This window comes from Enterobacter sp. CPE_E863, from assembly GCF_046521465.1.
Classification (GTDB): domain Bacteria; phylum Pseudomonadota; class Gammaproteobacteria; order Enterobacterales; family Enterobacteriaceae; genus Enterobacter; species Enterobacter adelaidei.
Map to the genome: position 1 here is coordinate 3,661,563 of NZ_JBKFZX010000001.1, position 24,870 is coordinate 3,686,432.

At 53.7% G+C, this 24,870-nt stretch carries 23 protein-coding genes; 7 read left to right on the plus strand and 16 right to left on the minus strand.

The window, feature by feature from the left end:
• Positions 1-21: 21 nt before the first annotated feature.
• From recC to rppH, 9 genes are all read right to left on the minus strand, one after another.
• Entirely contained in the window at positions 22-3,396 is a 3,375-nt protein-coding gene (gene recC / locus ACLHV8_RS17975; RefSeq protein ID WP_208594066.1) for an exodeoxyribonuclease V subunit gamma, read from the minus strand.
• Between the two features lie 12 nt (positions 3,397-3,408).
• Positions 3,409-3,732 carry a prepilin-type N-terminal cleavage/methylation domain-containing protein gene (locus ACLHV8_RS17980; RefSeq protein ID WP_208594065.1) on the minus strand — a complete coding sequence of 108 codons (324 nt, stop codon included), beginning with the start codon at positions 3,730-3,732 and terminating at the stop codon, positions 3,409-3,411.
• Positions 3,717-4,118 (minus strand): DUF2509 family protein, encoded by a 402-nt coding sequence (locus ACLHV8_RS17985; protein ID WP_208594064.1) that lies wholly within the window; start codon positions 4,116-4,118, stop codon positions 3,717-3,719. The genes ACLHV8_RS17980 and ACLHV8_RS17985 overlap by 16 nt, the downstream gene beginning before the upstream one ends.
• On the minus strand, positions 4,115-4,675 hold the full coding sequence (locus ACLHV8_RS17990; RefSeq protein WP_208594063.1) for a prepilin peptidase-dependent protein: 561 nt from the start codon (positions 4,673-4,675) through the stop codon (positions 4,115-4,117). Before ACLHV8_RS17990 ends, ACLHV8_RS17985 begins: the two co-directional genes overlap by 4 nt.
• On the minus strand, positions 4,666-5,130 hold the full coding sequence (locus ACLHV8_RS17995; protein WP_028016913.1) for a prepilin peptidase-dependent protein: 465 nt from the start codon (positions 5,128-5,130) through the stop codon (positions 4,666-4,668). Before ACLHV8_RS17995 ends, ACLHV8_RS17990 begins: the two co-directional genes overlap by 10 nt.
• Positions 5,131-5,314: 184 nt before the next feature.
• The gene (gene thyA, locus ACLHV8_RS18000; protein WP_013098550.1) at positions 5,315-6,109 is read right to left on the minus strand and encodes a thymidylate synthase; all 795 of its coding nucleotides are present in this window, start codon (positions 6,107-6,109) and stop codon (positions 5,315-5,317) included.
• A 6-nt stretch (positions 6,110-6,115) separates the two neighbouring features.
• On the minus strand, positions 6,116-6,991 hold the full coding sequence (gene lgt / locus ACLHV8_RS18005; protein ID WP_023309046.1) for a prolipoprotein diacylglyceryl transferase: 876 nt from the start codon (positions 6,989-6,991) through the stop codon (positions 6,116-6,118).
• A 193-nt stretch (positions 6,992-7,184) separates the two neighbouring features.
• Positions 7,185-9,431 carry a phosphoenolpyruvate--protein phosphotransferase gene (ptsP, locus tag ACLHV8_RS18010; protein WP_049006181.1) on the minus strand — a complete coding sequence of 749 codons (2,247 nt, stop codon included), beginning with the start codon at positions 9,429-9,431 and terminating at the stop codon, positions 7,185-7,187.
• Positions 9,432-9,443: 12 nt separating this feature from the next.
• Positions 9,444-9,974 carry an RNA pyrophosphohydrolase gene (gene rppH, locus ACLHV8_RS18015; RefSeq protein ID WP_013098553.1) on the minus strand — a complete coding sequence of 177 codons (531 nt, stop codon included), beginning with the start codon at positions 9,972-9,974 and terminating at the stop codon, positions 9,444-9,446.
• Positions 9,975-10,657: 683 nt separating this feature from the next.
• On the opposite strand from rppH, the gene mutH reads away from it, so the two are divergent.
• From mutH to ACLHV8_RS18030, 3 genes are all read left to right on the plus strand, one after another.
• The gene (gene mutH / locus ACLHV8_RS18020) at positions 10,658-11,350 is read left to right on the plus strand and encodes a DNA mismatch repair endonuclease MutH (protein ID WP_208594062.1); all 693 of its coding nucleotides are present in this window, start codon (positions 10,658-10,660) and stop codon (positions 11,348-11,350) included.
• A gap of 128 nt (positions 11,351-11,478) precedes the next feature.
• Positions 11,479-11,697, plus strand: a complete 219-nt coding sequence (locus tag ACLHV8_RS18025) for a YgdI/YgdR family lipoprotein (protein ID WP_028016916.1) — start codon at positions 11,479-11,481, stop codon at positions 11,695-11,697.
• Between the two features lie 132 nt (positions 11,698-11,829).
• Positions 11,830-12,870 carry an NADP(H)-dependent aldo-keto reductase gene (locus tag ACLHV8_RS18030; RefSeq protein ID WP_208594061.1) on the plus strand — a complete coding sequence of 347 codons (1,041 nt, stop codon included), beginning with the start codon at positions 11,830-11,832 and terminating at the stop codon, positions 12,868-12,870.
• A 47-nt stretch (positions 12,871-12,917) separates the two neighbouring features.
• Here ACLHV8_RS18030 and lplT read toward each other — a convergent pair whose 3' ends face one another.
• Both lplT and aas read right to left on the minus strand, forming a co-directional pair.
• Positions 12,918-14,111, minus strand: a complete 1,194-nt coding sequence (gene lplT / locus ACLHV8_RS18035) for a lysophospholipid transporter LplT (protein WP_028016918.1) — start codon at positions 14,109-14,111, stop codon at positions 12,918-12,920.
• Positions 14,104-16,263: a bifunctional acyl-ACP--phospholipid O-acyltransferase/long-chain-fatty-acid--ACP ligase gene (aas, locus tag ACLHV8_RS18040; RefSeq protein ID WP_208594060.1), complete on the minus strand. Its 2,160-nt coding sequence runs from the start codon at positions 16,261-16,263 to the stop codon at positions 14,104-14,106. The genes lplT and aas overlap by 8 nt, the downstream gene beginning before the upstream one ends.
• Before the next feature lie 425 nt (positions 16,264-16,688).
• Here aas and galR point away from each other — a divergent pair, with 425 nt between their 5' ends.
• Positions 16,689-17,705: an HTH-type transcriptional regulator GalR gene (gene galR / locus ACLHV8_RS18045; protein ID WP_049006176.1), complete on the plus strand. Its 1,017-nt coding sequence runs from the start codon at positions 16,689-16,691 to the stop codon at positions 17,703-17,705.
• Here the strand turns inward: galR and ACLHV8_RS18050 are convergent.
• Entirely contained in the window at positions 17,666-18,151 is a 486-nt protein-coding gene (locus ACLHV8_RS18050) for a GNAT family N-acetyltransferase (RefSeq protein ID WP_108090395.1), read from the minus strand. The genes galR and ACLHV8_RS18050 overlap by 40 nt on opposite strands.
• Positions 18,152-18,383: 232 nt before the next feature.
• On the opposite strand from ACLHV8_RS18050, the gene ACLHV8_RS18055 reads away from it, so the two are divergent.
• A complete protein-coding gene (locus ACLHV8_RS18055) occupies positions 18,384-19,421 on the plus strand; it encodes a LacI family DNA-binding transcriptional regulator (RefSeq protein ID WP_049006174.1) in 1,038 nt (345 codons plus the stop codon).
• On the opposite strand, the gene lysA is transcribed toward ACLHV8_RS18055, so the two are convergent.
• Entirely contained in the window at positions 19,391-20,653 is a 1,263-nt protein-coding gene (gene lysA, locus ACLHV8_RS18060) for a diaminopimelate decarboxylase (RefSeq protein ID WP_208594059.1), read from the minus strand. The two genes, ACLHV8_RS18055 and lysA, sit on opposite strands and share 31 nt — an antisense overlap.
• Before the next feature lie 123 nt (positions 20,654-20,776).
• Between lysA and ACLHV8_RS18065 the strand changes: the two genes are divergently transcribed.
• On the plus strand, positions 20,777-21,709 hold the full coding sequence (locus tag ACLHV8_RS18065) for a LysR family transcriptional regulator (RefSeq protein ID WP_028016924.1): 933 nt from the start codon (positions 20,777-20,779) through the stop codon (positions 21,707-21,709).
• A gap of 20 nt (positions 21,710-21,729) precedes the next feature.
• Here the strand turns inward: ACLHV8_RS18065 and ACLHV8_RS18070 are convergent, their stop codons facing one another.
• The gene (locus ACLHV8_RS18070) at positions 21,730-22,278 is read right to left on the minus strand and encodes a flavodoxin family protein (RefSeq protein ID WP_028016925.1); all 549 of its coding nucleotides are present in this window, start codon (positions 22,276-22,278) and stop codon (positions 21,730-21,732) included.
• A gap of 189 nt (positions 22,279-22,467) precedes the next feature.
• Here ACLHV8_RS18070 and ACLHV8_RS18075 point away from each other — a divergent pair, with 189 nt between their 5' ends.
• Positions 22,468-22,866 (plus strand): winged helix-turn-helix transcriptional regulator, encoded by a 399-nt coding sequence (locus ACLHV8_RS18075; RefSeq protein ID WP_080282775.1) that lies wholly within the window; start codon positions 22,468-22,470, stop codon positions 22,864-22,866.
• Positions 22,867-22,893: 27 nt separating this feature from the next.
• On the opposite strand, the gene ACLHV8_RS18080 is transcribed toward ACLHV8_RS18075, so the two are convergent.
• Complete coding sequence (locus ACLHV8_RS18080; RefSeq protein WP_028016927.1) at positions 22,894-23,586, minus strand: aspartate/glutamate racemase; 693 nt, start codon at positions 23,584-23,586, stop codon at positions 22,894-22,896.
• Between the two features lie 89 nt (positions 23,587-23,675).
• Complete coding sequence (wzz(fepE), locus tag ACLHV8_RS18085) at positions 23,676-24,800, minus strand: LPS O-antigen length regulator Wzz(fepE) (RefSeq protein WP_208594058.1); 1,125 nt, start codon at positions 24,798-24,800, stop codon at positions 23,676-23,678.
• Positions 24,801-24,870: the final 70 nt, after the last annotated feature.

The window sequence follows — 24,870 nt, forward strand, 5'->3', positions numbered from 1 at the left end:
TGTGCAATTTTTATACAACACTCAGGACTGATTAAATTTGAACAACGGTAACAGGTAACGCAGTGCCTCTTCCGTGATCGTCTCGAAGTACTCTGGTTCAAGAGTACGCCATAAGCGCTGATACCAGACATCTTCACCTTCGCCACGTACCATCATGTTTCCTTCATAGGCTTGTATAAATTTACTTCGCGCTTTCTGCAGTGACGCCTCATCCGTTAACATTGCATCATTCTGTACGTCATAACAGGCTTTTATCCAGGCACCGCCACTCTCAGGCAGTAACAAAAGTGGTTTGTTCATGCCCTGACGGTAGCCCTCAATATACAAAGACAGATAACGTAACGCCTGTTCAGACTCCATCGGCGGGAAGCGCCATTCGCCCTCTTTGCGCACGAATATCCGGCTTTCGCCTTTATTACCCATCGCACTGTAGACAAGATGTTCCAGCCAGAGTTGCAACCCTTGTGAAACGCTAAGCATAGAAGGTCGCCAGCGTAGCAGCCCGTCCGGCTGAACCTGGGTTAGCCAACCCGTCAACTGAACGCCGTTACAGTTGAGATCAATTTCAATGCTTTTACCGGGTTGTCGACACTCCCTTACGCGCTCGGCCAGCGCTGTCATCTCATGGCACTGCGCCTCCCAGACAATTTCACCAAACGCCCCATAAGGCAATTGCCCTGCTGCGCGGTAACGGCGAAAAAGTTTGTCAGCATCTTCCTGATCAACCAGTGCATTCAACAGCTGCAGGTTTAACTGATAGCGCTCCAGCCCTTCCAGCGTAAAGGGCTCCGCATCGGGAATTTCGTTCTCTTCAGAGCGGAAATTGACCTGTAATCGCTGCTGGAAAAAGGCCCGCACCGGGTGCGCCCAAAACCGCTGAAGCTGTTCAAATGTCAGTGTGTCAATGGGCCGAGGGTCAAGCGCCTGAATGAAATCGGTATGCGCAGTTCCCTCTTTTTTCGCCGCAGGAAGCCACTCGTGAGCATAGCTCTGGTGCTCACTCACCACGTAGTTCACCGGGTCAAACGGCATGCGGCTATGACAACAGGTGATATGCGCTTTCACCCGCTTGTCACTTTCATCGCAGTTACGTTCTTCATCCCCCGGCAGGTAGTGGCTCTGTCCGATATAATCCACCAGCTCCTGCACCAGAACAGAAGGGAAACGCTCACTGTTGTCCTGAATTGAACGGCCGATGTAACTGATATAGAGCTTACTCTGGGCGGAAATGAGCGCTTCAAGGAAGAGATAGCGATCGTCATCACGACGACTACGGTCACCCCGCTTTGGATTAGCACTCATCAGATCAAATCCCAGTGGTGCCAGTGCACGTGGATAAATACCGTCATTCATGCCAAGCAGACACACCACTTTGAACGGGATAGAACGCATTGGCATCAGGGTGCAGATATTCACCGGGCCCGCCAGGAAACGCTGACTGATTCGCTCCTGGTCAAGCCGCTGCGTCAACTCATCCCTCAGCAGTGACAAGGGGATCTCTTCGTGATAATGGGAATTCACGCCCTCGTCGACGATAGCCTGCCACTGCGTTTCAATGAGCGCCATTGCGGCTTCAGTGTCACTGTCTGGCAGGAAGAAATCATTGAGCAATGCCCTGCAAACCGGGAGCCATTCTTCCAGAGTACGCGGTTGCATTAACTCACTTCTCCAGCGGTTAAGCTGCATCAATAGTGAAGCCAAATGCCCCACCAGTTCAGCAATTAACCCACTGGTCTCATCGTAAGGCAGTACCTCATTCCATTCCCCCTGACTGCTTTCCATGGCATATCCCAACAGCATACGTGTCAGGCCAAACCGCCAGGTATGCTGCCCAGTTGGGGGGAGTCCGAACGACTGGACGTTATCGTCATCGATCCCCCAGCGAACACCCGATTCGTTCACCCACTGGCGAAGGTAGCGTAACCCCTCTTCATTGATGTTGAAGCGGGCAGCCAGAACTGGAACATCCAGTAATGCCAGAACATCTTCGGAGATAAACCGACTATCAGGCAGTGACAACAGGGTGATGAAGGCCTGCAAAGCCGGGTGAGACTGACGGGCACGGCGGTCCGAGATAGCGTAAGGCAGGTATCGTTCACCCGTCGCACTGCCAAAAACGGCCTGAATGAAGGGACTGTAATTGTCGATATCCGCCACCATCACCACGATATCGCGCGGCGTCAGCTCAGGATCATCCTGCAGCATGTGCAACAGCTGGTCATGAAGGATTTCAACTTCGCGCTGCGGGCTGTGGCAAACGTGGATGGTGACACTGCGATCGTCAGGATCCAGCCTCCGCTTCCTGTCGCTGCGTTCAAACTCTTGCGCCGTAACACCCATGACGGCACGGTTCTCCAGCTCCAGAATATCTAACTGAATATTATGCAGCAGGCTATCCGGGGAGATCTCAACAAAGGCATCCACGTCGCCTTCACCTGATGAAGTGATATCAGAAAGCATGTGAATGTAATCACGCCCCAGCTTCCCCCACGAAGCAAGCAGCGGATTGGGCAGGTTCTGGATACCTTCTTCATCGAAAAGTTGCCCGGCAGTCGAGCCGTCTTTAAACAGCGGGATGGTTCGTTCTTCAAAAAGGCGTTTTCGTTGGCGAGTCACCAGCCGCGAAAGCCAGCGTTGGTCGAGGATATCCCCCCAATATTGCCGGCAAGGGTTGGTAAACAAAATATGAATATCAATATGTTTACCCAGCGCATTCAACGCCTTGAGATAGACTGGGGGTAATGCAGATATTCCACAGATAAACACGCGTGATGGCAGTCGGGCTGGTCGCTCCGACGTATTTTCAAGTATGGAGATAAACCGATCGTACAGATTGGCACGGTGCCACTTAGGCTGGCCAAGTTTCTCCGTGTGCTCCACCAGCGCTTTCCATAGTGGCGCCTGCCAGATTTGCGCCTCCGGTAACCCCTCCACCAGCTCACCTGCTTCCCAACGAATTAACCAGTCAGAACGATAAACAAGATATTGATCGTAGAGATCGGCGGTACGCGACGCGAGCTGGAACAGCTTGCGTTTATCGGTATCGTCATTGAGATAGTGGTTCAGCATCGCGAACTCATCGCGCTGAAGCATTTCCGGCAGCAACGCCATCAGCTTCCAGCTCATGCTTTGCTTGTTGAACGCACTTTGCTCCGGGATATCCGGCAACACGCGGACAAACATCTCCCAGATAAAGCTCGCGGGTAGTGGGAACTCAATGTTCGCGGCAATGCCAAATTTGCGGGAAAGCGACATTTGCAGCCACTGTGCCATACCGGTGCTCTGCACCAGCACCATTTCAGGCTCAAAAGGATCGTCAAGCCGCCCGCCCTCAACGATATATTCCATCAGTGCTTCCAGCACATCCAGACGATTTGAGTGGTAAACCCTTAACATAGACGCTCCCGACTACTGGCTAACCGGGCAATGCAGACGCGTTATCTCACCGCGTCGCCCCAGAGGAGAAATAAGTGTAACCGTGATGCTGACACATCCGGCGAGCGTTGTCTGCCCCCGGTTGGCCTGCCAGCCTTCCGGTAGTGCATTTGTTGAGAGCTGGGACTGGTTCCAGGCATGGTGCCAGAGCTGACGATATTGGCTAAACAAGGTGAACCGCGTCGCCAGTGCCCGGTGGTAACCTGACAGTGCGGTCACGATTATCACCATCAGCATCATCGCCAGGAGAACCTCAACCAAGCTAAACCCTCTTTCTTTGTTCATGGCAACAGGCATAACACACTCCCCTTTAGCGGACAAAAATCACTCCAGCCGTGAGGCGAGAAGCGAATCTTGCCGTCGATTATCTCTCCTGTGCGCCAGAGCTGCAGGTCGTTGACTCCAGCAATAAGCAAAACATCCTTCTCACTTAATAGCCGTAAACAAACTCGCCATGACGATGCCTTTTTGCACTGAATCTGGGGCTCTGACGACCAATCCTGAACGCGTCCCCACTCAAGTGCAGATTGCACAGACGCCTGCTGCTGGAGTGAACGGCTCTCATCACCCACGAGCGCACTAAACGTTGTGAGTTGTTGGTTGAGACCGGTGAGGATCAGAGTACCGAGCACCAGTAAAAGCAAAACCAACGCCAGCGAAGACATTCCGCGTTGACGGTTCACAAGTTATACCCCGTGACCCCATATAAAGCCTGATATGGCTCCCTATGCTCACCTTTACGACTGGCGGTCAGTTCGATATTCAACTCTGGTGCAAAACCGGCATGCTCAACTTTACGTACCATAAAGTGCAGGATCACAAGCTTGTCCGGTTCGGTGAGCTTTTCCCATCCCTTTCCTTCACACGAAGTTGCCCCACGCAGCATTTCCAGCGCTCCTGCTTCCAGACGAAAACCGGTGCTGTCATTTTCTGATGCGGTGTTATCCCAATTGCCGTTACTGTTAGCATCCCACCGTACAATGGCACAGCTCCCTTCCCTGCCAATCACCAGCCCTTGTCCCTGACAGTTTCCGGCACAATATCCTGCGCGCTGAAGATGTTTACCGAGGGCGAACAGGCGCTGCCAGACCTCTTCTTCCAGCTCTCGCTGGCCGGATTGCAGTAGTACAACCCGCTGCAACCCGGGTAAAAAACGCGATGCGCTTACCAGCAAAAGGCTGCTGATCGCCGTAGCAATCAGCACTTCAATCAGTGAGAAACCGCGCTGTCTCATTGACATGAACCGTCCCCTGAACTTTTGCACATTCTGATGCGTCCTCCATTTGAGACAATAATCAGCCATTCTCCTGCTCGACTTTGTATGCGTATCCGCCCTGCCCATGCCGTATCTCTTAATCCATAAAACCCTAATGACGGTGTTAGTTCACTCACCGTGACTTCAGGCCAGAGTGGCATCAGCACAAAGGGACTCCCCTTCTCGCAACTCTTCATAACTGAGCTCACCAGGCAGTCTCTGCCTCCAATCCGCTGAAGGGTTACCTGATGGTCGCGGTTGTGCCGGTTGGCATTGTTGCGCAGAAACACCAGGTAATCGCGAACCTGACTGGCGGTTTGCCACAGCCGCTGCTGTCGTTGCCAGCTGTCCCAGCCGTATAACCCTGACGCGCTGAGGATGACAATCAACGAAATCGCTACCAGTGTTTCGATAAGCGTAAAACCATTCTCTTTTTTCATACCGGGAGTGTGGCGAAGTGCCGTGAAGGTGACGAGCAGCGGATTGCTGTTTTCCGAGTCGTTATCCAGAGAATCGACCGAGTTGCAGCGTGTTGCACGCTTTCTGGATAACGCTTCGTGAAACGGGATGAAGGCGAAAAAAAACCGGCGCTAAAAAGCACCGGTTGTGTCACGCTTTGCTACATCAGATAGCGACGGGCGCTTTGATGCCAGGGTGCGGGTCGTAACCCTCAATCTCAAAATCATCAAAGCGGTAGTCGAAGATAGACTCCGGTTTGCGTTTGATAATCAGCTTCGGCAGCGCACGCGGTTCGCGGGTCAGCTGGAGATGCGTCTGTTCCATATGGTTACTGTAAAGATGGGTGTCCCCACCGGTCCAGACAAAATCGCCCACTTCCAGGTCGCACTGCTGCGCCATCATGTGGACTAACAGCGCATAGCTGGCAATGTTAAACGGCAGGCCGAGGAACACGTCGCAGGAGCGCTGGTAGAGCTGGCAGGAGAGCTTGCCGTCTGCCACGTAGAACTGGAAGAACGCGTGGCACGGGGCCAGCGCCATTTTATCCAGTTCCCCCACGTTCCAGGCGGAAACGATAATACGACGCGAGTCCGGATCGTTTTTCAGCTGGTTCATCACGGTGGTGATCTGGTCAATATGGCGGCCATCAGGCGTTGGCCATGCGCGCCACTGTTTACCGTAAACCGGGCCCAGATTGCCGTTTTCGTCTGCCCATTCGTCCCAGATTGAGACGTTGTTTTCGTGCAGATACGCAACGTTGGTATCGCCTTGCAGAAACCAGAGCAGTTCATGAATGATCGAGCGCAGATGGCAGCGCTTTGTCGTCACCAGAGGGAAGCCTTCTTGCAGATTGAAGCGCATCTGGTGGCCAAAAATGGAGAGCGTGCCGGTACCGGTACGGTCGTTTTTCGGCGTGCCCTCATCGAGCACTTTTTTCATCAATTCAAGATACTGTTTCATGGTTCCTCAGGAAATTTGTTGCTGTGGACGACGACGATACGCCCAAATCATCATAATGGCACCCGCGACAATCATCGGAATGGAGAGAATTTGCCCCATGCTGATGTACTGCACCCACTCGCCGGTAAACTGTGCATCTGGCTGACGGAAGAACTCGACGATGATACGGAACGCACCGTAGCCAATCAGGAACAGGCCAGAAACAGCCCCCATCGGACGCGGTTTGCGGATAAACAGATTCAGGATGATAAACAGCACCACGCCTTCCAGCGCCAGTTCGTAAAGCTGAGACATATGGCGCGGCAGCACACCATAGGTATCGAAAATAGACTGCCACTCCGGGTGTGATGGCAGCAGCGCGATATCTTCTGCGCGGGAGCCCGGGAAGAGCATCGTGTATGGCACGCTTGGGTCAACGCGCCCCCACAGTTCACCGTTGATAAAGTTGCCCAGACGGCCAGCACCGAGACCAAACGGGATCAGCGGTGCGATAAAATCTGAAACCTGGAAGAAGTTGCGTTTGGTGCGTTTGGCAAAAATCACCATCACCAGAATCACGCCGATCAGGCCGCCGTGGAAAGACATACCACCATCCCACACGCGGAACAGATAGAGCGGATCGTTCAGGAATACCGGGAAGTTATAGAACAGCACATACCCAATACGGCCACCGAGGAACACGCCGAGGAAGCCCGCATAAAGCAGGTTTTCAACTTCGTTTTTGGTCCAGCCGCTGCCAGGACGGCTGGCGCGGCGGCCAGCGAGCCACATGGCAAAAATGAAGCCCACCAGGTACATCAGACCGTACCAGTGAAGCGAAACAGGTCCTACTGAGAAAATGACCGGATCAAATTCCGGAAAATGCAGATAACCACTGTTCATCTGTCACCACAAGATGTTGTTATTCCGCTGAAAGTGGACAGCGGTAGAAATGCGATTCTGCCGTAAGCAGAGGCTCCAAAGTTGCGAATCATAGCATAAGGCGGGCGCGGAGGATGCGCCAGAGATGTAAAAGATGTGTATAGGGTTTTATGCGCGCTGGTGCCCCCTCCCACAGGGAGAGGGAGAAAGATGATTAGCGGCCGCCGCGGATCAGGCCGCCCATACCGCGTCGTTCCATAAACGCAGCAACCTGATGACGGACTTCAGTAGCCAGTTGCGCTTCCAGGCTGCGTACAGCCAGCTCTCGGGCATCGTCGATTTCAATATGCCGCAACAGGTACTTCACACGTGCAACGGCGCGACCGTTCATAGACAGATGGCGGTATCCCAGACCAATCAGGATCGCGACGCACATTGAATCCCCGGCCATTTCACCACACAGGCGTAAATCAATCCCGTACTGTTCCGCATCACGAGCGATCATCGCTAACGCGCGGATTATCGCCGGGTGCAGGCTGTCGTAGATACTGGCGACACGGGTGTTGTTACGGTCGACGGCCAGGATATATTGCGTCAGGTCGTTCGTGCCGACAGAGATAAAATCAACCCGGTTGGCCAGTTGCGGCAACATGAAGACCATAGACGGCACTTCGAGCATCACCCCAATCCGCGGTTTCGGGATCGCGTAGCCAATCATCTCTTCGACTTCACGGCCAGCGCGTTCGATCAAGCGCCGTGATTCGTCGATCTCATCAATGCTGGTGACCATCGGCAATAAAATGCTGAGATTGCCCGTCGCGGCATTCGCGCGCAGCATGGCGCGCACCTGGATCAGAAAGATCTCCGGCTGGTCGAGCGTAATACGGATCCCGCGCCAGCCCAGACACGGGTTCTCTTCGCTGATCGGCATATAGGGCAACTGTTTATCAGCGCCGACATCCAGAGTACGCAGGGTGACAGGTTTGTCGTTAAACATCTGCAGCATTCCCTGATACTGCGCAACCTGCTCTTCTTCTGAGGGGAACCCACTTTGCAGCATGAACGGGATTTCGGTGCGGTATAAGCCGATACCATCAATGCGACTGCCAAGCTTTTCTTCGTGCTCAGGGCTTAAGCCGGCGTTGAGCATAACTTTGATCCGCTCACCGCTCTTTAGCTGTGCGGGCAGGTTAACGTCATCTTCTGCCAGCTTGCTTAATTCGTTCTCTTCACTGATAAGACGCTGGTATTCCTGGAGCAGAACCGGCTCAGGATCAACCAACAGCTCACCGCGATAGCCATCGACAACCAGCGTGCGTCGATGCAGCACTGACGGCTGGATATCTGCGCCCATCACGGTAGGAATACCCAGTGCACGCACCATAATGGCAGCGTGTGAGTTGGCGGCACCATCGCGCACTACCACACCGGCCAGCCTGTCCTGAGGCAGCTCAGCCAGCGTCGTCGCGGAGAGTTCATCGGCGACCAGCACAAACCGTTTTGGCCAGGCATTTGGCCCCTGAATGGTGTCATCCAGATGGAACAGCAGTCGTTGTCCCAGGGTTCGGAGATCTCCCGCCCGCTCTTTCAGGTAACCATCAGTCAGTGCCGCAAATTGCTCGGCAAATTTTTCGATAACCTTTTTAACGGCCCACTCCGCGACTGAGCCTTTATCCACTTCCGCAAAAAGCTCGCGACGCAAACGCGCATCGGAAAGCAGGTGTGAATAGAGATCAAAAATGGCCGCCGTCTCTTTTTGCGCACCTGCGGCAAAGCGTTTGCTGTAACGACGAAATTCATTCGCCGCCTCTTCCAGCGCAGCAGTAAGACGCTCACGCTCAAGCGCTTCATCAAGCGTTGAGGCTTCGTAAACCTGCTCCATTAACGGTAGCGTGGCGTCCATCCAGCCTTCTGCAATCGCCACACCTGGCGACGCAGGAAGGGCGCGAATGCGAGTATGGCGATACTGACCGAAAAGTGCGGCAAGCTGAGACTGGGAGAGGATCGCAGCCATCTGCGTGGCCAGCGTGACGAGGAAAGACTCTTCGCTTTCATCGTACTGACGCAGCTCGCGCTGCTGAACAACCAGCACGCCAAGCAGCTGGCGACGCTGGATAATCGGCACGCCAAGAAACGCGCGGAAGCGCTCTTCTTTTACGGAAGGGATGTATTTAAAGCTGGGATGTTTTTGCGCGTCGGCAAGGTTGATAGGTTCAGCCAGCCGCCCAACCAGACCCACGATACCTTCATCAAATGCGAGCGTTACGGTGCGTCCGCGTGGTTTTTTCAAACCACGGGTCGCCATCAGGTAATAGCAGCGCCGATCGTGGTCGGCCAGATACACCGAACAGACCTCGGTCTCCATCGCAAGACAGATGTCAGTGACCAGAATGTTCAGCGCCTCATTGAGACGCGGAGCACTGGCCACCTTCTCGACTATTTCTCGCAAGCGGGTGAGCATGATTTGCGTAGCTTAACCTCTTTTACGTCGCCAGGCAGGTGCGCTCTGCGGCTTAGGGGGGATCTCCTGAAGCTGCATTACCACACTTGCGAACTCTTTCATCACCCTACGGTAAACATCGCGTTTAAATGACACGACCTGACGAACAGGATACCAATAGCTTACCCAGCGCCAACCATCAAACTCCGGCGTACTGCTGGTTTGCATATTGATGTCTGAATCGTTGCCCACCAACTGCAACAGAAACCACTTCTGTTTCTGGCCGATACAAACCGGCTTTGTGTCCCAACGCACCAAACGTTTCGGTAACTTGTAACGCAACCAGTTGCGGGTCGAAGCCAGGATGCGAACATCTTTTCGGCTTAAACCGACCTCTTCAAAAAGCTCCCGGTACATCGCTTGTTCTGGGGACTCTCCAGGATTGATCCCGCCTTGCGGGAACTGCCAGGAGTGCTGACCATATCGCCGGGCCCACATTACCTGGCCCTGGCGATTACAAATTACTATTCCTACGTTCGGGCGGTAGCCATCGTCATCAATCACCGGACTACCCCAAACTAAACCTTATATATGAATGATTGTTTCACACTACAGGGAGGCGGTAAACCACTCTCTTACAGGCCTGCAACCTAATAACATTTGAATAACTCACAAATAAGTGCTGAGTTATAAACAGATAAGAGTCTGCAAAGGGATTTTTATTCACCTTTTCTGTGGATATAGTTGTGAAAAAGTGTCTGATTACCGATGAACAACCTCAATCCCCGTCTGCGTCCCGCTTTCATCAATATTATATAATGGTATTATTTTCATGCAGTTAAGTGTGTCATCACAAACAAAACACAGAATAGCGTGACGATCATCACATCAGGGATCGTCGCGCTGATGAAAGATCGAACAGCGTCGGTTTTATCCACAGATTGTGCCAATAAGTTAGGCACAAATTGTCTGAAAATTCGATTTTCATCGCACGTCAAGGCTGTAAATTGAAACAGTAGTCAGGGTTATGCCCAGTTATCCCATTTTTCTGTGGATAACATGGTGTAAGATCCTGTTCATTGTCAGTGACCAGATTTGAACAACCGGTTTTTCTTCTCAGATGAAACGATTTCAAACTAATAAAAAAACCTATAAATCATACACATGGAATATTCGTACAGAAAAAGTTAAACTCTATCCACAGGGGACAATTTCTTCGTTTATTTTTTAATCAAAAGGTTATCTTCATGCATCCGCTTACACCCTTGCTTTCACCTCCATCCAGCGAAGGCCAGTTGCTCCAGCAGGCTCAACGCCTGGCTGGCTTTTCGCTGGGCGAGCTGGCGGCAATGGCCGGGATTCCGATCCCGAAGGATCTGAAACGGGATAAAGGCTGGACGGGCATGCTGCTTGAACTGTGGCTGGGTGCCAATGCGGGGAGTAAACCAGAGCAAGATTTTGCGGCTCTTGGCGTAGAGTTAAAAACCATTCCCATAGACAGCCAGGGGAAGCCACTTGAGACCACCTTTGTCTGCGTTGCGCCATTAACCGGCAATACCGGTGTGACATGGGAGACCAGCCACGTTCGCCATAAGCTGAAACGCGTGCTTTGGGTACCGGTTGAAGGTGAACGCCACATTCCACTGGCCGATCGTCGCGTTGGCGCACCGCTGCTCTGGAGCCCGAATGAAGAGGAGGAGCATCAATTGCGTCTGGACTGGGAGGAACTGATGGATATGATCGTTCTTGGCCAGGTAGAGCGCATCACAGCCCGACACGGGGAAGTGTTACAGCTGCGCCCGAAGGCAGCCAACAGTAAAGCGCTTACCGAAGCGATCGGTGCGCAGGGCGAGCCAATACTGACGTTGCCGCGCGGCTTTTATCTCAAAAAGAATTTCACCGGCGCAGTGCTTGCACGCCATTTTTTACTAAAAACATAGTTTTTTACTCATTTTGAGAGATCCCAAACATAATCATCTGGTTTTTAAGATTTTACCGCTTCCTCCTGCCGGCATATCGGGTTAATACTACACTATGATTTGATACCAGCCAGGTGAGGACGATAACGATGAAAAAATGGGCAGTGTTAATTTCAGCAGTCGGCTTAGCGTTTGCAGTATCGGGCTGTAGCAGCGATTACGTCATGGCGACAAAAGATGGTCGGATGATCCTGACCGACGGAAAACCTGAAGTGGATGATGATACCGGTCTGGTCAGCTATCGCGATCAGCAAGGCAATAAAATGCAGATCAACCGCGACGAAGTCTCACAAATTATCGAGCGATAAACAGAGAGAGGTCAGTCGCTTGCTGGCCTTTTTGATTTTTTTCTTCCCCTTTTGCTTCCCCTCTGCCATGTTTATATTCCTTTGTCGGGAAGTTCCTGACGCGGTCTACATGTCTATTGAAGGAAGCCGGCTATGCATTATCACCGTATCCCCCACAGCTCTCTGGAGATAAGCCAATTGGGGTTGGGCACGATGACATTTGGTGAACAAAACAGCGAAGCCGATGCCCATGCGCAACTCGATTATGCCGTCAGCCAGGGGATTAACCTGATTGATGTCGCAGAGATGTACCCTGTCCCCCCGCGTCCGGAAACACAGGGGCTTACCGAAACCTACGTCGGTAACTGGCTGACAAAACGTGGCAACCGTGAAAAGCTGGTCATTGCGTCGAAAGTCAGCGGCCCCGCACGTAATAACGATGCTGGGATCCGTCCAAATCAGATCCTCGATCGCAAGAATATCCGTGCCGCGCTCGATGCCAGCCTGAAGCGCCTGCAAACAGATTATCTCGACCTGTACCAGGTTCACTGGCCTCAGCGTCCAACAAACTGCTTTGGTAAACTCGGCTACAGCTGGAATGAGAGCGCCCCTGCCGTTACGCTACTGGAAACGCTGGAAGCGCTGACCGAGTGCCAGCGAGCGGGTAAAATCCGCTACATCGGCGTATCTAACGAAACGGCCTTTGGTGTGATGCGTTACCTGCACCTGGCGGATAAACACGATCTGCCGCGTATCGTCACCATCCAGAATCCGTACAGCCTGCTTAATCGCAGCTATGAAGTTGGACTGGCCGAAGTGACGCAGTATGAAGAAGTGGAACTGCTCGCCTATTCCTGTCTTGGATTTGGCACGCTGACGGGGAAATACCTGAACGGCGCGAAACCGGCTGGCGCGCGTAATACCCTCTTTAGCCGCTTTACCCGCTACAGCGGCGAGCAGACGCAGAAAGCCGTTGCAGCCTATGTAGATATCGCGAAACGTCACGGTCTTGATCCGGCGCAGATGGCGCTGGCCTTCGTACGGCGTCAGCCGTTTGTTGCGAGCACCCTACTGGGCGCGACCACTGTGGAACAGTTGAAAACCAACATTGAGAGTTTCCATCTGAACCTGAGTGAAGAGGTGTTAGCGGAGATTGAAGCGGTGAATCAGGTATATACATACCCGGCACCATAGCTGGACGCTTTTGCCGGGTGGCGGCTTCGCCTGACCCGGCAAAGAACTCAACGCCGACGCTGCCAGATCCACAAGCCAGCAATCGCCAGCGCAAACAGCCCACCAAACCCGACGCCAATCCCCACCACCGGCACGCCCACTTTTACCGCCAGCGAGTAAAGTCCCAGCATCAACAGCATCGCCAGGTTTTCACCCAGGTTTTGTACCGCAATGGCGTTGCCTGCACCGACAGTTTGCTTGCCACGTTCCTGCAGTAGCGCATTCAGCGGCACCACGAAGAATCCACCCAGAATACCAATCAGGATCAGGAGGGCATAAGCTGGCAATAGCGCGTGTTGCAGCGAGAAAATAAGCACGACTACGCCAATAAGGATCCCTGCCGGCATACAGCGCGCCACCGTCTCAAGCGTCACCAGTTTCGCTGCCGCCCCCGCACCAACAACAATCCCGATTGCGACCATCGCATTAAGGTAGGTTGGAGTCGCATTGTCGGTGATACCCAGCGCCACCGGCACCCATAGCACCAGCAGGAAGCGCAGCGTGACACCCGCTCCCCAGAACATACTGGTTCCCATCAGGGAGAAGCGCGTTTCACCGTTACGCCACAGCACGCGACAGGCGTTGAAGAAACTGCCGGTCATCGGCTTAAAGCGCCAGGATTGTCCCGGGCGTGCAACTGGCAGCTTCGGGATAAACAGGTTAGCCACAACCGCCCCGCCATACACCACCGCACAGACCCCCAGAGCGGCCAGCACATGCCAGTCGGCAAGCACCCCACCCGCAACGGAGCCAAGCAGGATGGCCGCAATGGTGGAAGACTCCATCAGACCATTGGCTTTCACCAGCTTATCACCCGTTGTCAGCTCCCCGAGGATGCCATATTTCGCCGGGGAGTAAGCGGCAGCGCCAATGCCCACCAGCGTATAGCCAATGAACGGATTAAAACCAAAACAAATGCTTGCGGCACCCAGCAATTTCAGGCCGTTAGCAAACATCATCACCCGGCCTTTCGGGAAACTGTCCGCCACCTGCCCCACAAAAGGGGCAAAGATAATGTAAGCGCCCACAAACACCATCTGCAGGATCGGCTGGCTCCAGTCTGGATAAAACTCGGCTTTCAGCAGCGCCAGAGTGGCAAACAGCAGCGCGTTATCACCGAACGCAGAGAGAAACTGCGCGGCGATGACCGCCATCATGCCTTTTGATCTGAGCGATGTGTTAGTGTGTACTGACTCACGCATTTTGCTGTTCCGCCTCTTCAACCATGCGTTTCAGGGTCACGAAATCGGGCTTCCCGCTCCCCAGCACCGGGAGCTGCTTCAGGTAGCGAATATCGCGCGGCACCGCCAGTTCAGGGATACCATGTTCACGCGCATAGCTAAGTAGCCTGTCGCGCTTAAGCTCACTGTCAGTGGTAAACAGCACCAGCGCCTCACCTTTGCTGGCATCACTCTTCACCACGGTCGCATGAATCTTATCGGCGGAGACGGCCGTCGCCAGTTGCTCAACCATTTCCAGAGAGACCATTTCACCGGCGATTTTGGCGAAGCGCTTTGCACGCCCCTGGATCTGCACAAAACCTTGTTCATCAAAACGGACAATATCGCCGGTGTCGTACCATCCCGTTTCAACCTCACCCTTAACGTTTTCCGCCGTCGGCGCTTCCAGCACACCCGGGTTTTCCACGCGCAGATAACCGTTCATCACGTTTGGCCCTTTCAATTGCAAACGGCCACCATCCTCAATGCCCGGCACGGCCAACAAGCGCGCATCCATCCCCGGCAGAATTCGGCCAACCGTACCCGGTTTTGCCGCCATCGGCACGTTAATCGAAACCACCGGTGCGCACTCGGTCACACCATAGCCTTCAAGAATGCGCAAACCAAACTTGTCCTGCCAGATTTGACGCGTGCTCTCCTGCAGCTTTTCTGCGCCAGCTACCACATACCGCACGCGATAAAAATCATACGGGTTGGCAAAACGCGCATAGTTACCCAGGAAAGTAGATGTCCCGAACAGGACGGTGCAGTTACGGTCATACACCAGCTCCGGCACAATGCGGTAATGCAGCGGGCTTGGATAGAGGAACACTTCAGCACCGGTCAGCAGCGGCGTAAACAGCCCCACCGTCAGCCCAAAGGAGTGGAACAGCGGTAGCGCCGACATAAAACGGTCATTCGCAGTAAAGTCAGCAATGCTTTTGATCTGCTCGACGTTCGCCAGAATACTCTTGTGACTGTGGACAACACCTTTGGGGTTACCTTCCGAACCAGAGGTAAATAGGATAATCGCATCATCTTCCGGCTGCTGTTTGACCTGCGCCAGACGCGGCATCAGCAGGTGCGCAAAAATCCACAGCTTATCGCCAGTGGTCACGTCTGCTTTCAGATCTTCCAGGAAGACCCAGCGCACCTGGGTGAGCTGTTCGGGAAGATGCCAGAGCTTGCCTTTATCCAGGAACTGTCGAGAGGTAAAAACAGTTTTAATCTGAGCGGCGGTGATGGCGCTGGTCAGCCCCTTCACACCCGCCGTGTAGTTCATCATCGCCGGTATACGACCACGCGAAACGGCACCAAAAATCACTGCAGCGCTGATGCCCGCGTTAGGCAGCATCAGACCAATTTTTTCACCCTTCTTACTGTATTTTTCCAGAATGCGGCCCACAAACAGGGTCTTAGTCAGCAGTTTGCGATAGGTATCCGGGGTAAAGTTGATGTCTTCGATACAGTTTTTCTTCGCCCCATAGCGGTATTGTGCGGAAAGGAGGGACTCGTAGAGCGTTTCGCGCGGACGAACGGCCATACGCGCTTCCATCATAATCTGGTGCAGCATTTCACCCGCGATTTTACGACGATCGCGGGCACGCGGTGCGTCAGGCATCGGTAACGAGGTCGGCGGCAGAATATGCAGCGTTATTTTGGGGAACAGGCGCTGCTTTACCAGTCCCTTAAGACGGCTGAAGCGGGTTAACTCCGCCCCTTCAATACGCAGTGGTACCACGGTGGCTTTTGACTTCGCCGCCACAAACCCCGCGCCGTCGTAGATTTTCATCAGCGAGCCCGTCACCGAGATGCGTCCCTCAGGGAAGATGACCACCGGACGCCCCTGCTCCACCAGACGTACCAGATGTTTAATCATCATCGGTTTAGTCGGGTCGAGCGGCACGAAATCAATCAGCGGTGTGAGCCAACGCATATACCACTGCTGGCTGATGGAGGTATAAACCGCAAACACCGGACGCACAGGCAAAAACAGCGCCAGTAAAATGCCATCTATAAAGGAAATATGGTTTGGTGTGATAAGAACGCGTTCGCCGCGAAGCGCCTGGGCATCGCCAGTGACGCGGATTCGAAAAAGAATACGGAATAGTGTACGGAAGAACCCAAATAGCATCTCAACTCCCTTTGCCAGCCAGTGTGGAGGGTTGATAGTAAATGGTGGCAGATTACACGAGAAGTGATACAGGAGCGACAGCTAAAGTGGAGGCGAAAAAAAACCTGCGCATCCGCGCAGGTTGGTGCAAGAGATGAGTACGAAACCGTACTAAGAATTCTCACCAATCAATACCTCTGGGATCTCAACTCTACCAACCTCTTTCACGTCCTCGCTATCGGACAATCGCAACAGCCTGAGGCAAAGTGTAACTAAAGGTTCAGATTGACATTATTCAGACATGACTGGTCGTGTAACGATTACACCGTCAGGGTTGTGCTGCGTCACGTTTGTGGAGAACTGAAATCCACTCCCCTTGAATGCGCACCACTTTTCCGCAACACTACCGGGTGTGTAAACGCTTACCCCCACTAAGAAGGTATTTAATGGCGACAATAAAGGATGTGGCCCGTCTGGCAGGAGTTTCGGTGGCAACCGTCTCGCGCGTGATTAATGACTCGCCAAAAGCCAGTGACGCATCACGCCAGGCTGTGCAAAACGCCATGGAATCCCTGAACTACCATCCCAATGCCAATGCCCGCGCGCTGGCCCAGCAGTCCACTGAAACCATTGGGCTGGTTGTGGGTGACGTGTCTGATCCCTTTTTCGGCGCGATGGTTAAAGCGGTGGAGCAAGTGTCTTATCAGACAGGCAATTTTTTGCTGATCGGTAATGGCTACCATAATGAACAAAAAGAACGCCAGGCCATCGAACAGCTTATCCGCCACCGCTGCGCTGCGCTGGTTGTTCACGCCAAAATGCTTCCCGATACCGAACTTATTCATCTGATGAAGCAGATCCCCGGCATGGTGATCATCAACCGTATTATTCCTGGGTTTGAAAAACGCTGCGTGGCGCTCGACGACCGCTATGGTGCCTGGCTCGCGACCCGTCATCTGATTCAACAGGGACACACACGAATTGGTTATCTCTGTTCAAACCACCCCATTTCTGATGCGGAAGATCGGCTACAAGGTTACTACGATGCCTTGCGCGAAAACGGTCTCCCGTGTAATGACCGCCTGGTAGCCTACGGTGAGCCGGATGAGAGCGGCGGTGAGCAGACTATGACTGAGCTGCTTGGCCGTGGACGAAATTTCACCGCCGTTGCCTGTTATAACGACTCCATGGCCGCCGGGGCAATGGGGGTGCTAAATGACAACGGGATTGAGGTGCCGTCAGAAATTTCACTCATTGGTTTCGATGATGTGCTGGTCTCCCGCTACGTGCGCCCGCGCCTGACCACGGTACGTTATCCTATCATCACGATGGCAACGCAGGCCGCAGAGCTGGCGTTAGCCCTGGCTGAGAAACGCCAGCCACCGGACATTACCCATCTCTTCAGCCCGACCTTAGTGCGCCGTCACTCCGTAGCATCGCCAGCAGAAGCAGGAGAGGAATAGCGATAAAGGTGTACCGTTTTATTCGGGTACTCCAGTGCATCGCCAATATATTGCCAGCCGTAACGTTCATAGAAGTCACGGCAGGCAGACCACAAATGCAGCTCGCGATACCCGGCCTGAGCAGCATAGGTCATAACATGCTGCTGGAGTTGCCCGGCTAACCCTTTACCACGCGCCGCGTCGTCAACGTACAACGCCGCCAGCCACGGGAAGAGATCCTGCCGGGTGATCAGATCGCAACGCCAGAGCCCCACAGTGCCGAGAAGCTGTTCGTTTTGCACAGCAATAAAGGTCAATGGCAAAGCACCCGGCGTCTGGCTGTGCTCAACAATGCTATGAAAAAACGCCCGGGGAAGCCCCTCACCAAAGGCGTGCCAGATCCAGTCGGTCACTTGCTCCGCATACTGCGGTGCGGCGTAAAGCGGCAGAATGTTAGCCTTATCCATGTTTTACCTGTGTTTTTCAGTTCGATGCTCAGGCCTGATGCCCACGGCCAGTTTGTACACTATTTTACCAGAACCCGGCCATTTTCGTTGACTGCGGGCAGGCCGTTATGTCGGCGGGCGGATCGTTACCAAAAAGCGTGATCGTGGCAGAAGTTTTGCGTCCCCCGCATCGCTTATACGCTGCGAGGTCTGTGTTAAACTGCAGACCATTACGTGGAAGCAGGAATGTAGAATGGCAACAATGCTGGATGTCTCACTGCGTGCGGGCGTGTCGAAGGCCACGGTATCGCGCGTACTGAACGGCACAGGTCAGGTTAAAGAGAGTACGCGTCAGCAGGTGTTTGCTGCGATGGAAGAGCTGGGCTACCGCCCGAACTTTCTCGCGCGTTCACTGGCTAACCAGACCAGCAACAGCATTGGTCTGGTCGTCTCAACCTTCGATGGTTTTTACTTTGGTCGCCTTCTGCAACAGGCATCACGGCAGACCGAAACCCACGGGAAACAGCTGATCGTCACGGATGGACACGACGCACCAGAGCAGGAAGAACAGGCAGTGCAGATGCTGGCCGATCGCAAATGTGATGCCATTGTGCTGTACACGCGCTATATGAGCGAAAAAGCGATCATCAAACTGATGAATACCGTGCAAACCCCGCTGGTGGTTATCAACCGTGAAGTCAGCCAGGCGCCGGATCGCTGCGTGTTCTTCGAACAACAGGATGCTGCCTTTAAGGCAGTGGATTACCTGATCAATCAGGGTCACCGGGAGATCGCCTGTATCACCGTCCCGATCCATACCCCAACCGGGAAAGCGAGACTGATGGGCTACCGTAAGGCGCTGGAAAAGCACGGCATTCGTCTGGACGAACGCCGGGTAAAGTATGGCGATGCGGGAATGACGCGGGGATATGAGCTGTGTAAAGAGCTCATTGCCGATGGCGTGTCGTTTAGCGCCCTGTTTGCCTGTAACGATGATATGGCGCTGGGTGCATCCAAAGCGTTACACCAGGCGGGGCTTAAGATCCCGCAGGATATTTCGCTGTTCGGTTTTGACGATGCCCCAAGCGCGAAATGGCTGGAACCTGCACTTTCATCGGTTTATCTGCCTATCGACAATATGATTGTCACCGCTATCGATCAGGCCATCAGGCTGGCAAAAAACCAGCCTGTCGATGCGATCCCGCCGTTTACCGGCACGCTGGTACTTCGCGATTCGGTCACCACGGGGCCGTACTTTAATCAAATGAGTTCCAGCGCCAGCAGTTCCTGAATGGTCTGGCGACGGCGGATCAGCCGTGCCTTGCCGTTATCAAACAGCACTTCCGGCAGCAGCGGGCGACTATTGTAGTTAGATGACATAGAAGCCCCGTAGGCACCGGTATCGTGCAGTACAAGATAATCGCCCGGTTTGACCTCTGGCAGCGCGCGGGTTTCCACTTTGCCACCTTCCTGCTGAGTGAACACGTCACCCGATTCACACAGCGGCCCCGCAACGACCGTCTCACGGCGCGGCGCGTGCGTTAAATCGCGACCATCGGCAGCCAGTGCCGTTATGTGGTGATAGCTGCCGTACATGGACGGACGCATCAGATCGTTAAAACCGGCATCAATCAACACGAAATGGCGTGATCCCATCTCTTTCACACTGCGTACCTGCGCCACCAGCACACCGGCTTCGGCAACCAGGAAACGACCCGGCTCAATTTCCAGTTTCACAGCGTGACCAAGATGCGCAGCGATCTGGTCACGCGCGGCGCTCCACAGACCGTAATAGTGATCGGTATCGATCGCCTCTTCACCTTCACGGTAAGGAATAGAAAGCCCGCCACCAGCGGAGATGGCCTCCAGATCCTGACCAAAATCGACAACCTGACGCACCATCGCCCCGCAGACCTGCTCAAGATGAGCATAATCCACGCCAGAGCCAATGTGCATATGAATGCCGACCAGCTTCAGGTTATAACGCTGCAACACGTCAAGCGCGGCTGGCATATCGGCATACCAGATACCGTGTTTGCTGTTTTCGCCGCCGGTGTTGGTTTTTTGGCTATGACCATGACCAAAACCCGGGTTCACGCGTAACCAGACGCGATGACCTGGTGAAACCTGGCCTAGCTGCTCAAGCATATCCACAGACCCGGCATTTACCGGGATCTGCAATTCATGGACGCGCGCAAGCGTCGCATCGTCGATCACATCGGCGGTAAAGACGATCGCATCCGGATCGGCTTTCGGATCAAACCCGGCCACCAGCGCACGCTCGATTTCGCCCAGTGAAACGGAATCCACCTTAACACCCTGCTCACGCATCAGGCGCAGAATGTGAATATTGGAGCATGCCTTTTGAGCAAAGCGCACCACGTCAAACTGATGCAGAGCGGCGATCTTCTCGCGAACGATCTGTGCGTCGTAGACCCAAACCGGGCAGCCAAACTCCGCTGGCAAGCGCAGCAGATTTTCAGCGTTCAAATCGGTATCAGTCTGGTCGAGTGGGCGTGGCATGGTCTTCTCCGGATAAATTCATTTTTTTATGATTACGCCACAGCGGAAAAAGAATAAAAAATATCGTTTTATCGCGAGTCTATGCAAAAATGATATGGATACTTCTCTGCTTTCAGGTGCCCTATGCCCGCCGTCAACTTACGCCATATCGAGATTTTTCATGCTGTGATGACCACCGGCAATCTCACCGAAGCCGCGCAGATGCTGCATACCTCACAGCCGACGGTGAGCCGGGAACTGGCACGCTTCGAGCAGGTGCTTGGGTTGAAGCTGTTTGAACGCACCCGCGGCAGGTTACACCCAACGGTGCAAGGGTTGCGTCTGTTCGAGGAAGTTCAGCGCTCCTGGTACGGGCTGGACCGAATTGTCAGCGCGGCGGAGAGCCTGCGTGAATTTCGCCAGGGCGAGCTGTCGATTGTCTGTCTGCCCGTGTTTTCGCAGTCGTTTCTGCCGATGCTGATACAGCCTTTTCTGGCCCGTTATCCCGAGGTGAACCTGACCATCGTCCCGCAGGAGTCACCGCTGCTTGAAGAGTGGCTTTCGGCGCAGCGTCATGACCTGGGATTAACCGAAACCCTCGCTACGCCGGCGGGAACGCAGCGCACAGAATTACTGGCGCTAGATGAGGTCTGCGTCCTGCCTGCTGGCCATCCCCTTGCCAAAAAAAGCGTACTGACCCCTGCGGATTTCCACGGCGAGAACTACATCAGCCTGTCACAGACGGACAGCTACCGGCAGCTGCTGGATACGCTCTTTACCGAGCATCAGGTGAAACGAAGAATGGTGGTCGAAACGCACAGTGCCGCATCTATTTGCGCAATGGTTCGTGCCGGCGTGGGCGTCGCGGTGGTTAATCCGCTCACGGCGCTGGATTATGCGGAAAGTGGGATTGTGGTTCGACAGTTTAGCGTTTCAGTCCCCTTTACCGTCAGCCTGATCCGCCCGATGCATCGTCCGGCCTCTGCGCTGGTAGATGCGTTCAGCGAACATCTGCAAAGTGGGTTAAGCACGCTAACCGCACAACTGAAGAAGGTACTGGAAAAGACGCCCGACTAAGTCAGCGGGCGTCCTCTGACTCAGTTAAAACGCTTAGCCACAGCGGCAACACGCTCACCGAATTTTACTGCCGTTTGCAGATCGCCGCTGGCAATCGCGCCCGCATCCGCATCTGACGGAGACTGTACCAGCAGCCCGACAGAGCCACCGAGGTTGTTGATATCCTGACGCGTTGCAGCCTGCGTATTCGATGGCGGCAGGCCCAGGCTCACCCAAATCCCACCATGCTGCGATGCCAGCGTTTGCAGGTATTGCAGGGAAACTTGCTTGTCACCGTTCAGGCTCGCACTGTTACTGAAGCCCGCGAACACTTTGTCCTGCCAGCTGCGAACGAACCAGGCTTTAGAGGTGGCATCAGCAAATTTCTTAAACTGCCACGGCACACCGCCCATGTAAGTTGGCGCACCAAAAATAATCGCCTTTGCCTCGTTCAATTTTTGCCAGTCGCTTTCCTGAATTTCACCATTGCTGTCGATGGCGATCAGTTCAGCCTGCGCGCCCTCTGCGACTGTTTCAGCAACACGTTGGGTGTGGCCATAGCCTGAATAATAGATAACTACAACGCTCATAATAGATCTCCTGATGCAATATTGCCTTGTGAGTCAAAAGATTAAGACGGTTTTAAAATTGCTCTGCGAGCAGTTGCCATTTTCGGTTCCCTGGTATCAAATAGAAACCTTACGTCGTTTTATACACGCAAATATTCGCGGGCGTAAGAAGGCACTTTTACCTCACCTGGTTACCTCGAGGGAACCACCATGACTGAGTCTGTCGTACTGAAAGAGGAGATGCCTCCTTATAACGTGTTCGATGAGCGCTGCCCTACCCGCGACGTGCTGGCGCGTATCGCCGACAAATGGGCGCTGCTGATCCTCGCGCGTCTTGAAAACGGGCCAATGCGCTTTAACAAGCTGCAACGGGATATTCAGCGGATCACCAAAAAGGTACTGACCCAGGCATTACGCAAGCTGGAACGCGATGGGCTGGTTTCACGTGAGGTTTTCGCGACCGTTCCGGTGACGGTGGAGTACAGTCTGACGCCGCTGGGACAGGCGTTAACCGAAACAGTGACCGTGCTGGCACACTGGGTGGAAAGTAATATGGATGCGATTGTGGCGGCGCAATCCGCTTATGACGCCGCCAATGCACAGACCTGAGCCGGGACGTTCCCGGCGCAAGCCCGCTCAGGAGAGCATAAACTCCACGGCATCGGCAGCATGGATCGCTGTGGTATCAAACACCGGGATTGGACTGCGCGCTACCGGAACCAGTAAGCCGATCTCAGTACAGCCAAAGATCACACCTTCTGCCCCCTTCTGTGCAAGCTTCTCGATCACGCTGACGTAATACGCGCGGGAAGGTTCACTGAATGTCCCCAGGCAAAGCTCATCAAAGATAATCTGATTGATGCGTTTCCGGTCAGCCTCATCCGGGATCAGGCTTTCAATCCCAAACTCACTACTCAAGCGACCGCGATAGAAATCCTGCTCCATGGTATAGCGCGTACCCAGCAGTGCCACACGCGACATTCCGGATGCAGCAATTTTACGCCCGGTCGCATCGGCGATATGCAGGAAGGGTAACGAGCAACGCTCTTCTATCCGGGAAGCAACTTTATGCATGGTGTTCGTACAGAGCAAAATTCCCTCTGCTCCCGCACGCTCCAGCCCCAGCGCCGCCTGTGCCAGGATCTCCCCGGCTTTATCCCATTCACCGCTCGACTGGCAGGCCTCGATTTCATGGAAATCAACGCTGTGCAGCAGCAGGCTTGCGGAGTGCAGGCCGCCCAGACGCTGCTTTACCCCTTCATTAATCAGGCGGTAATACGGGATTGTTGATTCCCAGCTCATTCCACCTAACAGACCGATTGTTTTCATCACCCCTCCTTATCTCTGGTCTCTCTTTTAACACAACCGACGCCAATAAAAAAAGGCGCTGTATTCAGCGCCTTGTTAACCTGCAGAGTTTATTCCGTCACCGGCTCCGGCAGCGGATTACGGGTGAGCATCGCTTCGCGCAATAAAACGCTACCGCAGGCAAACAGCCCCCCCAGAAGCGCCGCCAGAACGACAATCAATGCCTTACCCGGGCCATCTTTTTTCACCGGCATGGAGGGGGAAAGCTGGTATCTGAATGGCTCAAGTTTGACATCGGCAAAGGAGAGTTTTTTCAGCTGCGCCAGGTGGTATTCGCGGTTCTGGAAATCCGCATTCAGCTCGGTCACGTCCTTCAGATTTTTTTCAATCTGCAGCTTTTGTGCGATCCCGTCAGCGCCGAGCGAAACAGAGTAGTCCGGGTCATCTTTTACCGCCTGTCCGTTGCTGTAGACCGGCTTCTTGATGCCTGCTGCATTCGCCACTTCCAGCGAATAATTCAGTCGCTGCAGGTTAGTATTGTGAATATTGGTCAGGCGGACGCGATCCAGTTCCAGCTGCTGCTCAACAACGTTCTTTTTGAGGGCGATCTGGTTACGGATATTCTGCACCGTCTCTTTCTCGACAATAGCCGTAATATAGTCGATATATCCCTCCAGGACGGATTGAGCATCACCCGCTGTCGGCGCGGTGAAGCTTAATGTCCAGGAGACAAATGGCGCTTTGTCCGCGTCTTTTCCCTGGGCGTCATTCACCGCTTTCATTCTATCTGAGATATTGACTATCGCCCGATGCAGTTCAAGCGGATCCACCTCGGCGTCTTTAAGCTGCGACATCACGTAAGGAGAGGATTTCAGATACTCTTCAAGCAATGACTGCGACTGAAACTTTTTAATGAACAGGTCAAAGACTTCCGGACGGGTAATCTTCACGTCTACATCAAGCACCTGTAATGCCACCATCATCTGGCGCAGCGGGTTCCACTGCGATTGTTCTGCCGGGGTAATCACCGCTTTACTGGTCCACTTCTGCGGCAGTAAAAATGAAACGGCCAACCCCACTAGTGCAAAAACAAGGGTAATGGTGACAATACGCTTTTTCGCTGCCACAAGAACTGCTACCAGGCCGAGAAGATCTATTTCTTTAGCGTGTACGGCCGGGGGGGCATAATGGGGAAAATCAAGATCGGTGCTTTTTTTGATATCCATCTCAGACATATGAAATATTTTTAGGATGCAGTGCATCTTTGCTCAAACGTTAGCGGTGGTCCGATGATACCGCAACTTA

What these genes read in the sequence shown, in the direction of transcription:
- ACLHV8_RS18050 (WP_108090395.1), bottom strand. Translation starts at nt 18,151, where the DNA reads ATGGATAAGGCTAACATTCTGCCGCTTTACGCCGCACCGCAGTATGCG.
- ACLHV8_RS17990 (WP_208594063.1), bottom strand. Translation starts at nt 4,675, where the DNA reads ATGTCAATGAGACAGCGCGGTTTCTCACTGATTGAAGTGCTGATTGCT.
- galR (WP_049006176.1), top strand. Translation starts at nt 16,689, where the DNA reads ATGGCGACAATAAAGGATGTGGCCCGTCTGGCAGGAGTTTCGGTGGCA.
- thyA (WP_013098550.1), bottom strand. Translation starts at nt 6,109, where the DNA reads ATGAAACAGTATCTTGAATTGATGAAAAAAGTGCTCGATGAGGGCACG.
- ACLHV8_RS18080 (WP_028016927.1), bottom strand. Translation starts at nt 23,586, where the DNA reads ATGAAAACAATCGGTCTGTTAGGTGGAATGAGCTGGGAATCAACAATC.
- ACLHV8_RS18055 (WP_049006174.1), top strand. Translation starts at nt 18,384, where the DNA reads ATGGCAACAATGCTGGATGTCTCACTGCGTGCGGGCGTGTCGAAGGCC.
- ACLHV8_RS18030 (WP_208594061.1), top strand. Translation starts at nt 11,830, where the DNA reads ATGCATTATCACCGTATCCCCCACAGCTCTCTGGAGATAAGCCAATTG.
- ACLHV8_RS17995 (WP_028016913.1), bottom strand. Translation starts at nt 5,130, where the DNA reads ATGAAAAAAGAGAATGGTTTTACGCTTATCGAAACACTGGTAGCGATT.
- ACLHV8_RS17980 (WP_208594065.1), bottom strand. Translation starts at nt 3,732, where the DNA reads ATGCCTGTTGCCATGAACAAAGAAAGAGGGTTTAGCTTGGTTGAGGTT.
- ACLHV8_RS18065 (WP_028016924.1), top strand. Translation starts at nt 20,777, where the DNA reads ATGCCCGCCGTCAACTTACGCCATATCGAGATTTTTCATGCTGTGATG.
- ACLHV8_RS18025 (WP_028016916.1), top strand. Translation starts at nt 11,479, where the DNA reads ATGAAAAAATGGGCAGTGTTAATTTCAGCAGTCGGCTTAGCGTTTGCA.
- mutH (WP_208594062.1), top strand. Translation starts at nt 10,658, where the DNA reads ATGCATCCGCTTACACCCTTGCTTTCACCTCCATCCAGCGAAGGCCAG.
- aas (WP_208594060.1), bottom strand. Translation starts at nt 16,263, where the DNA reads ATGCTATTTGGGTTCTTCCGTACACTATTCCGTATTCTTTTTCGAATC.
- lysA (WP_208594059.1), bottom strand. Translation starts at nt 20,653, where the DNA reads ATGCCACGCCCACTCGACCAGACTGATACCGATTTGAACGCTGAAAAT.
- lgt (WP_023309046.1), bottom strand. Translation starts at nt 6,991, where the DNA reads ATGAACAGTGGTTATCTGCATTTTCCGGAATTTGATCCGGTCATTTTC.
- ACLHV8_RS18075 (WP_080282775.1), top strand. Translation starts at nt 22,468, where the DNA reads ATGACTGAGTCTGTCGTACTGAAAGAGGAGATGCCTCCTTATAACGTG.
- lplT (WP_028016918.1), bottom strand. Translation starts at nt 14,111, where the DNA reads ATGCGTGAGTCAGTACACACTAACACATCGCTCAGATCAAAAGGCATG.
- ACLHV8_RS18070 (WP_028016925.1), bottom strand. Translation starts at nt 22,278, where the DNA reads ATGAGCGTTGTAGTTATCTATTATTCAGGCTATGGCCACACCCAACGT.
- recC (WP_208594066.1), bottom strand. Translation starts at nt 3,396, where the DNA reads ATGTTAAGGGTTTACCACTCAAATCGTCTGGATGTGCTGGAAGCACTG.
- ptsP (WP_049006181.1), bottom strand. Translation starts at nt 9,431, where the DNA reads ATGCTCACCCGCTTGCGAGAAATAGTCGAGAAGGTGGCCAGTGCTCCG.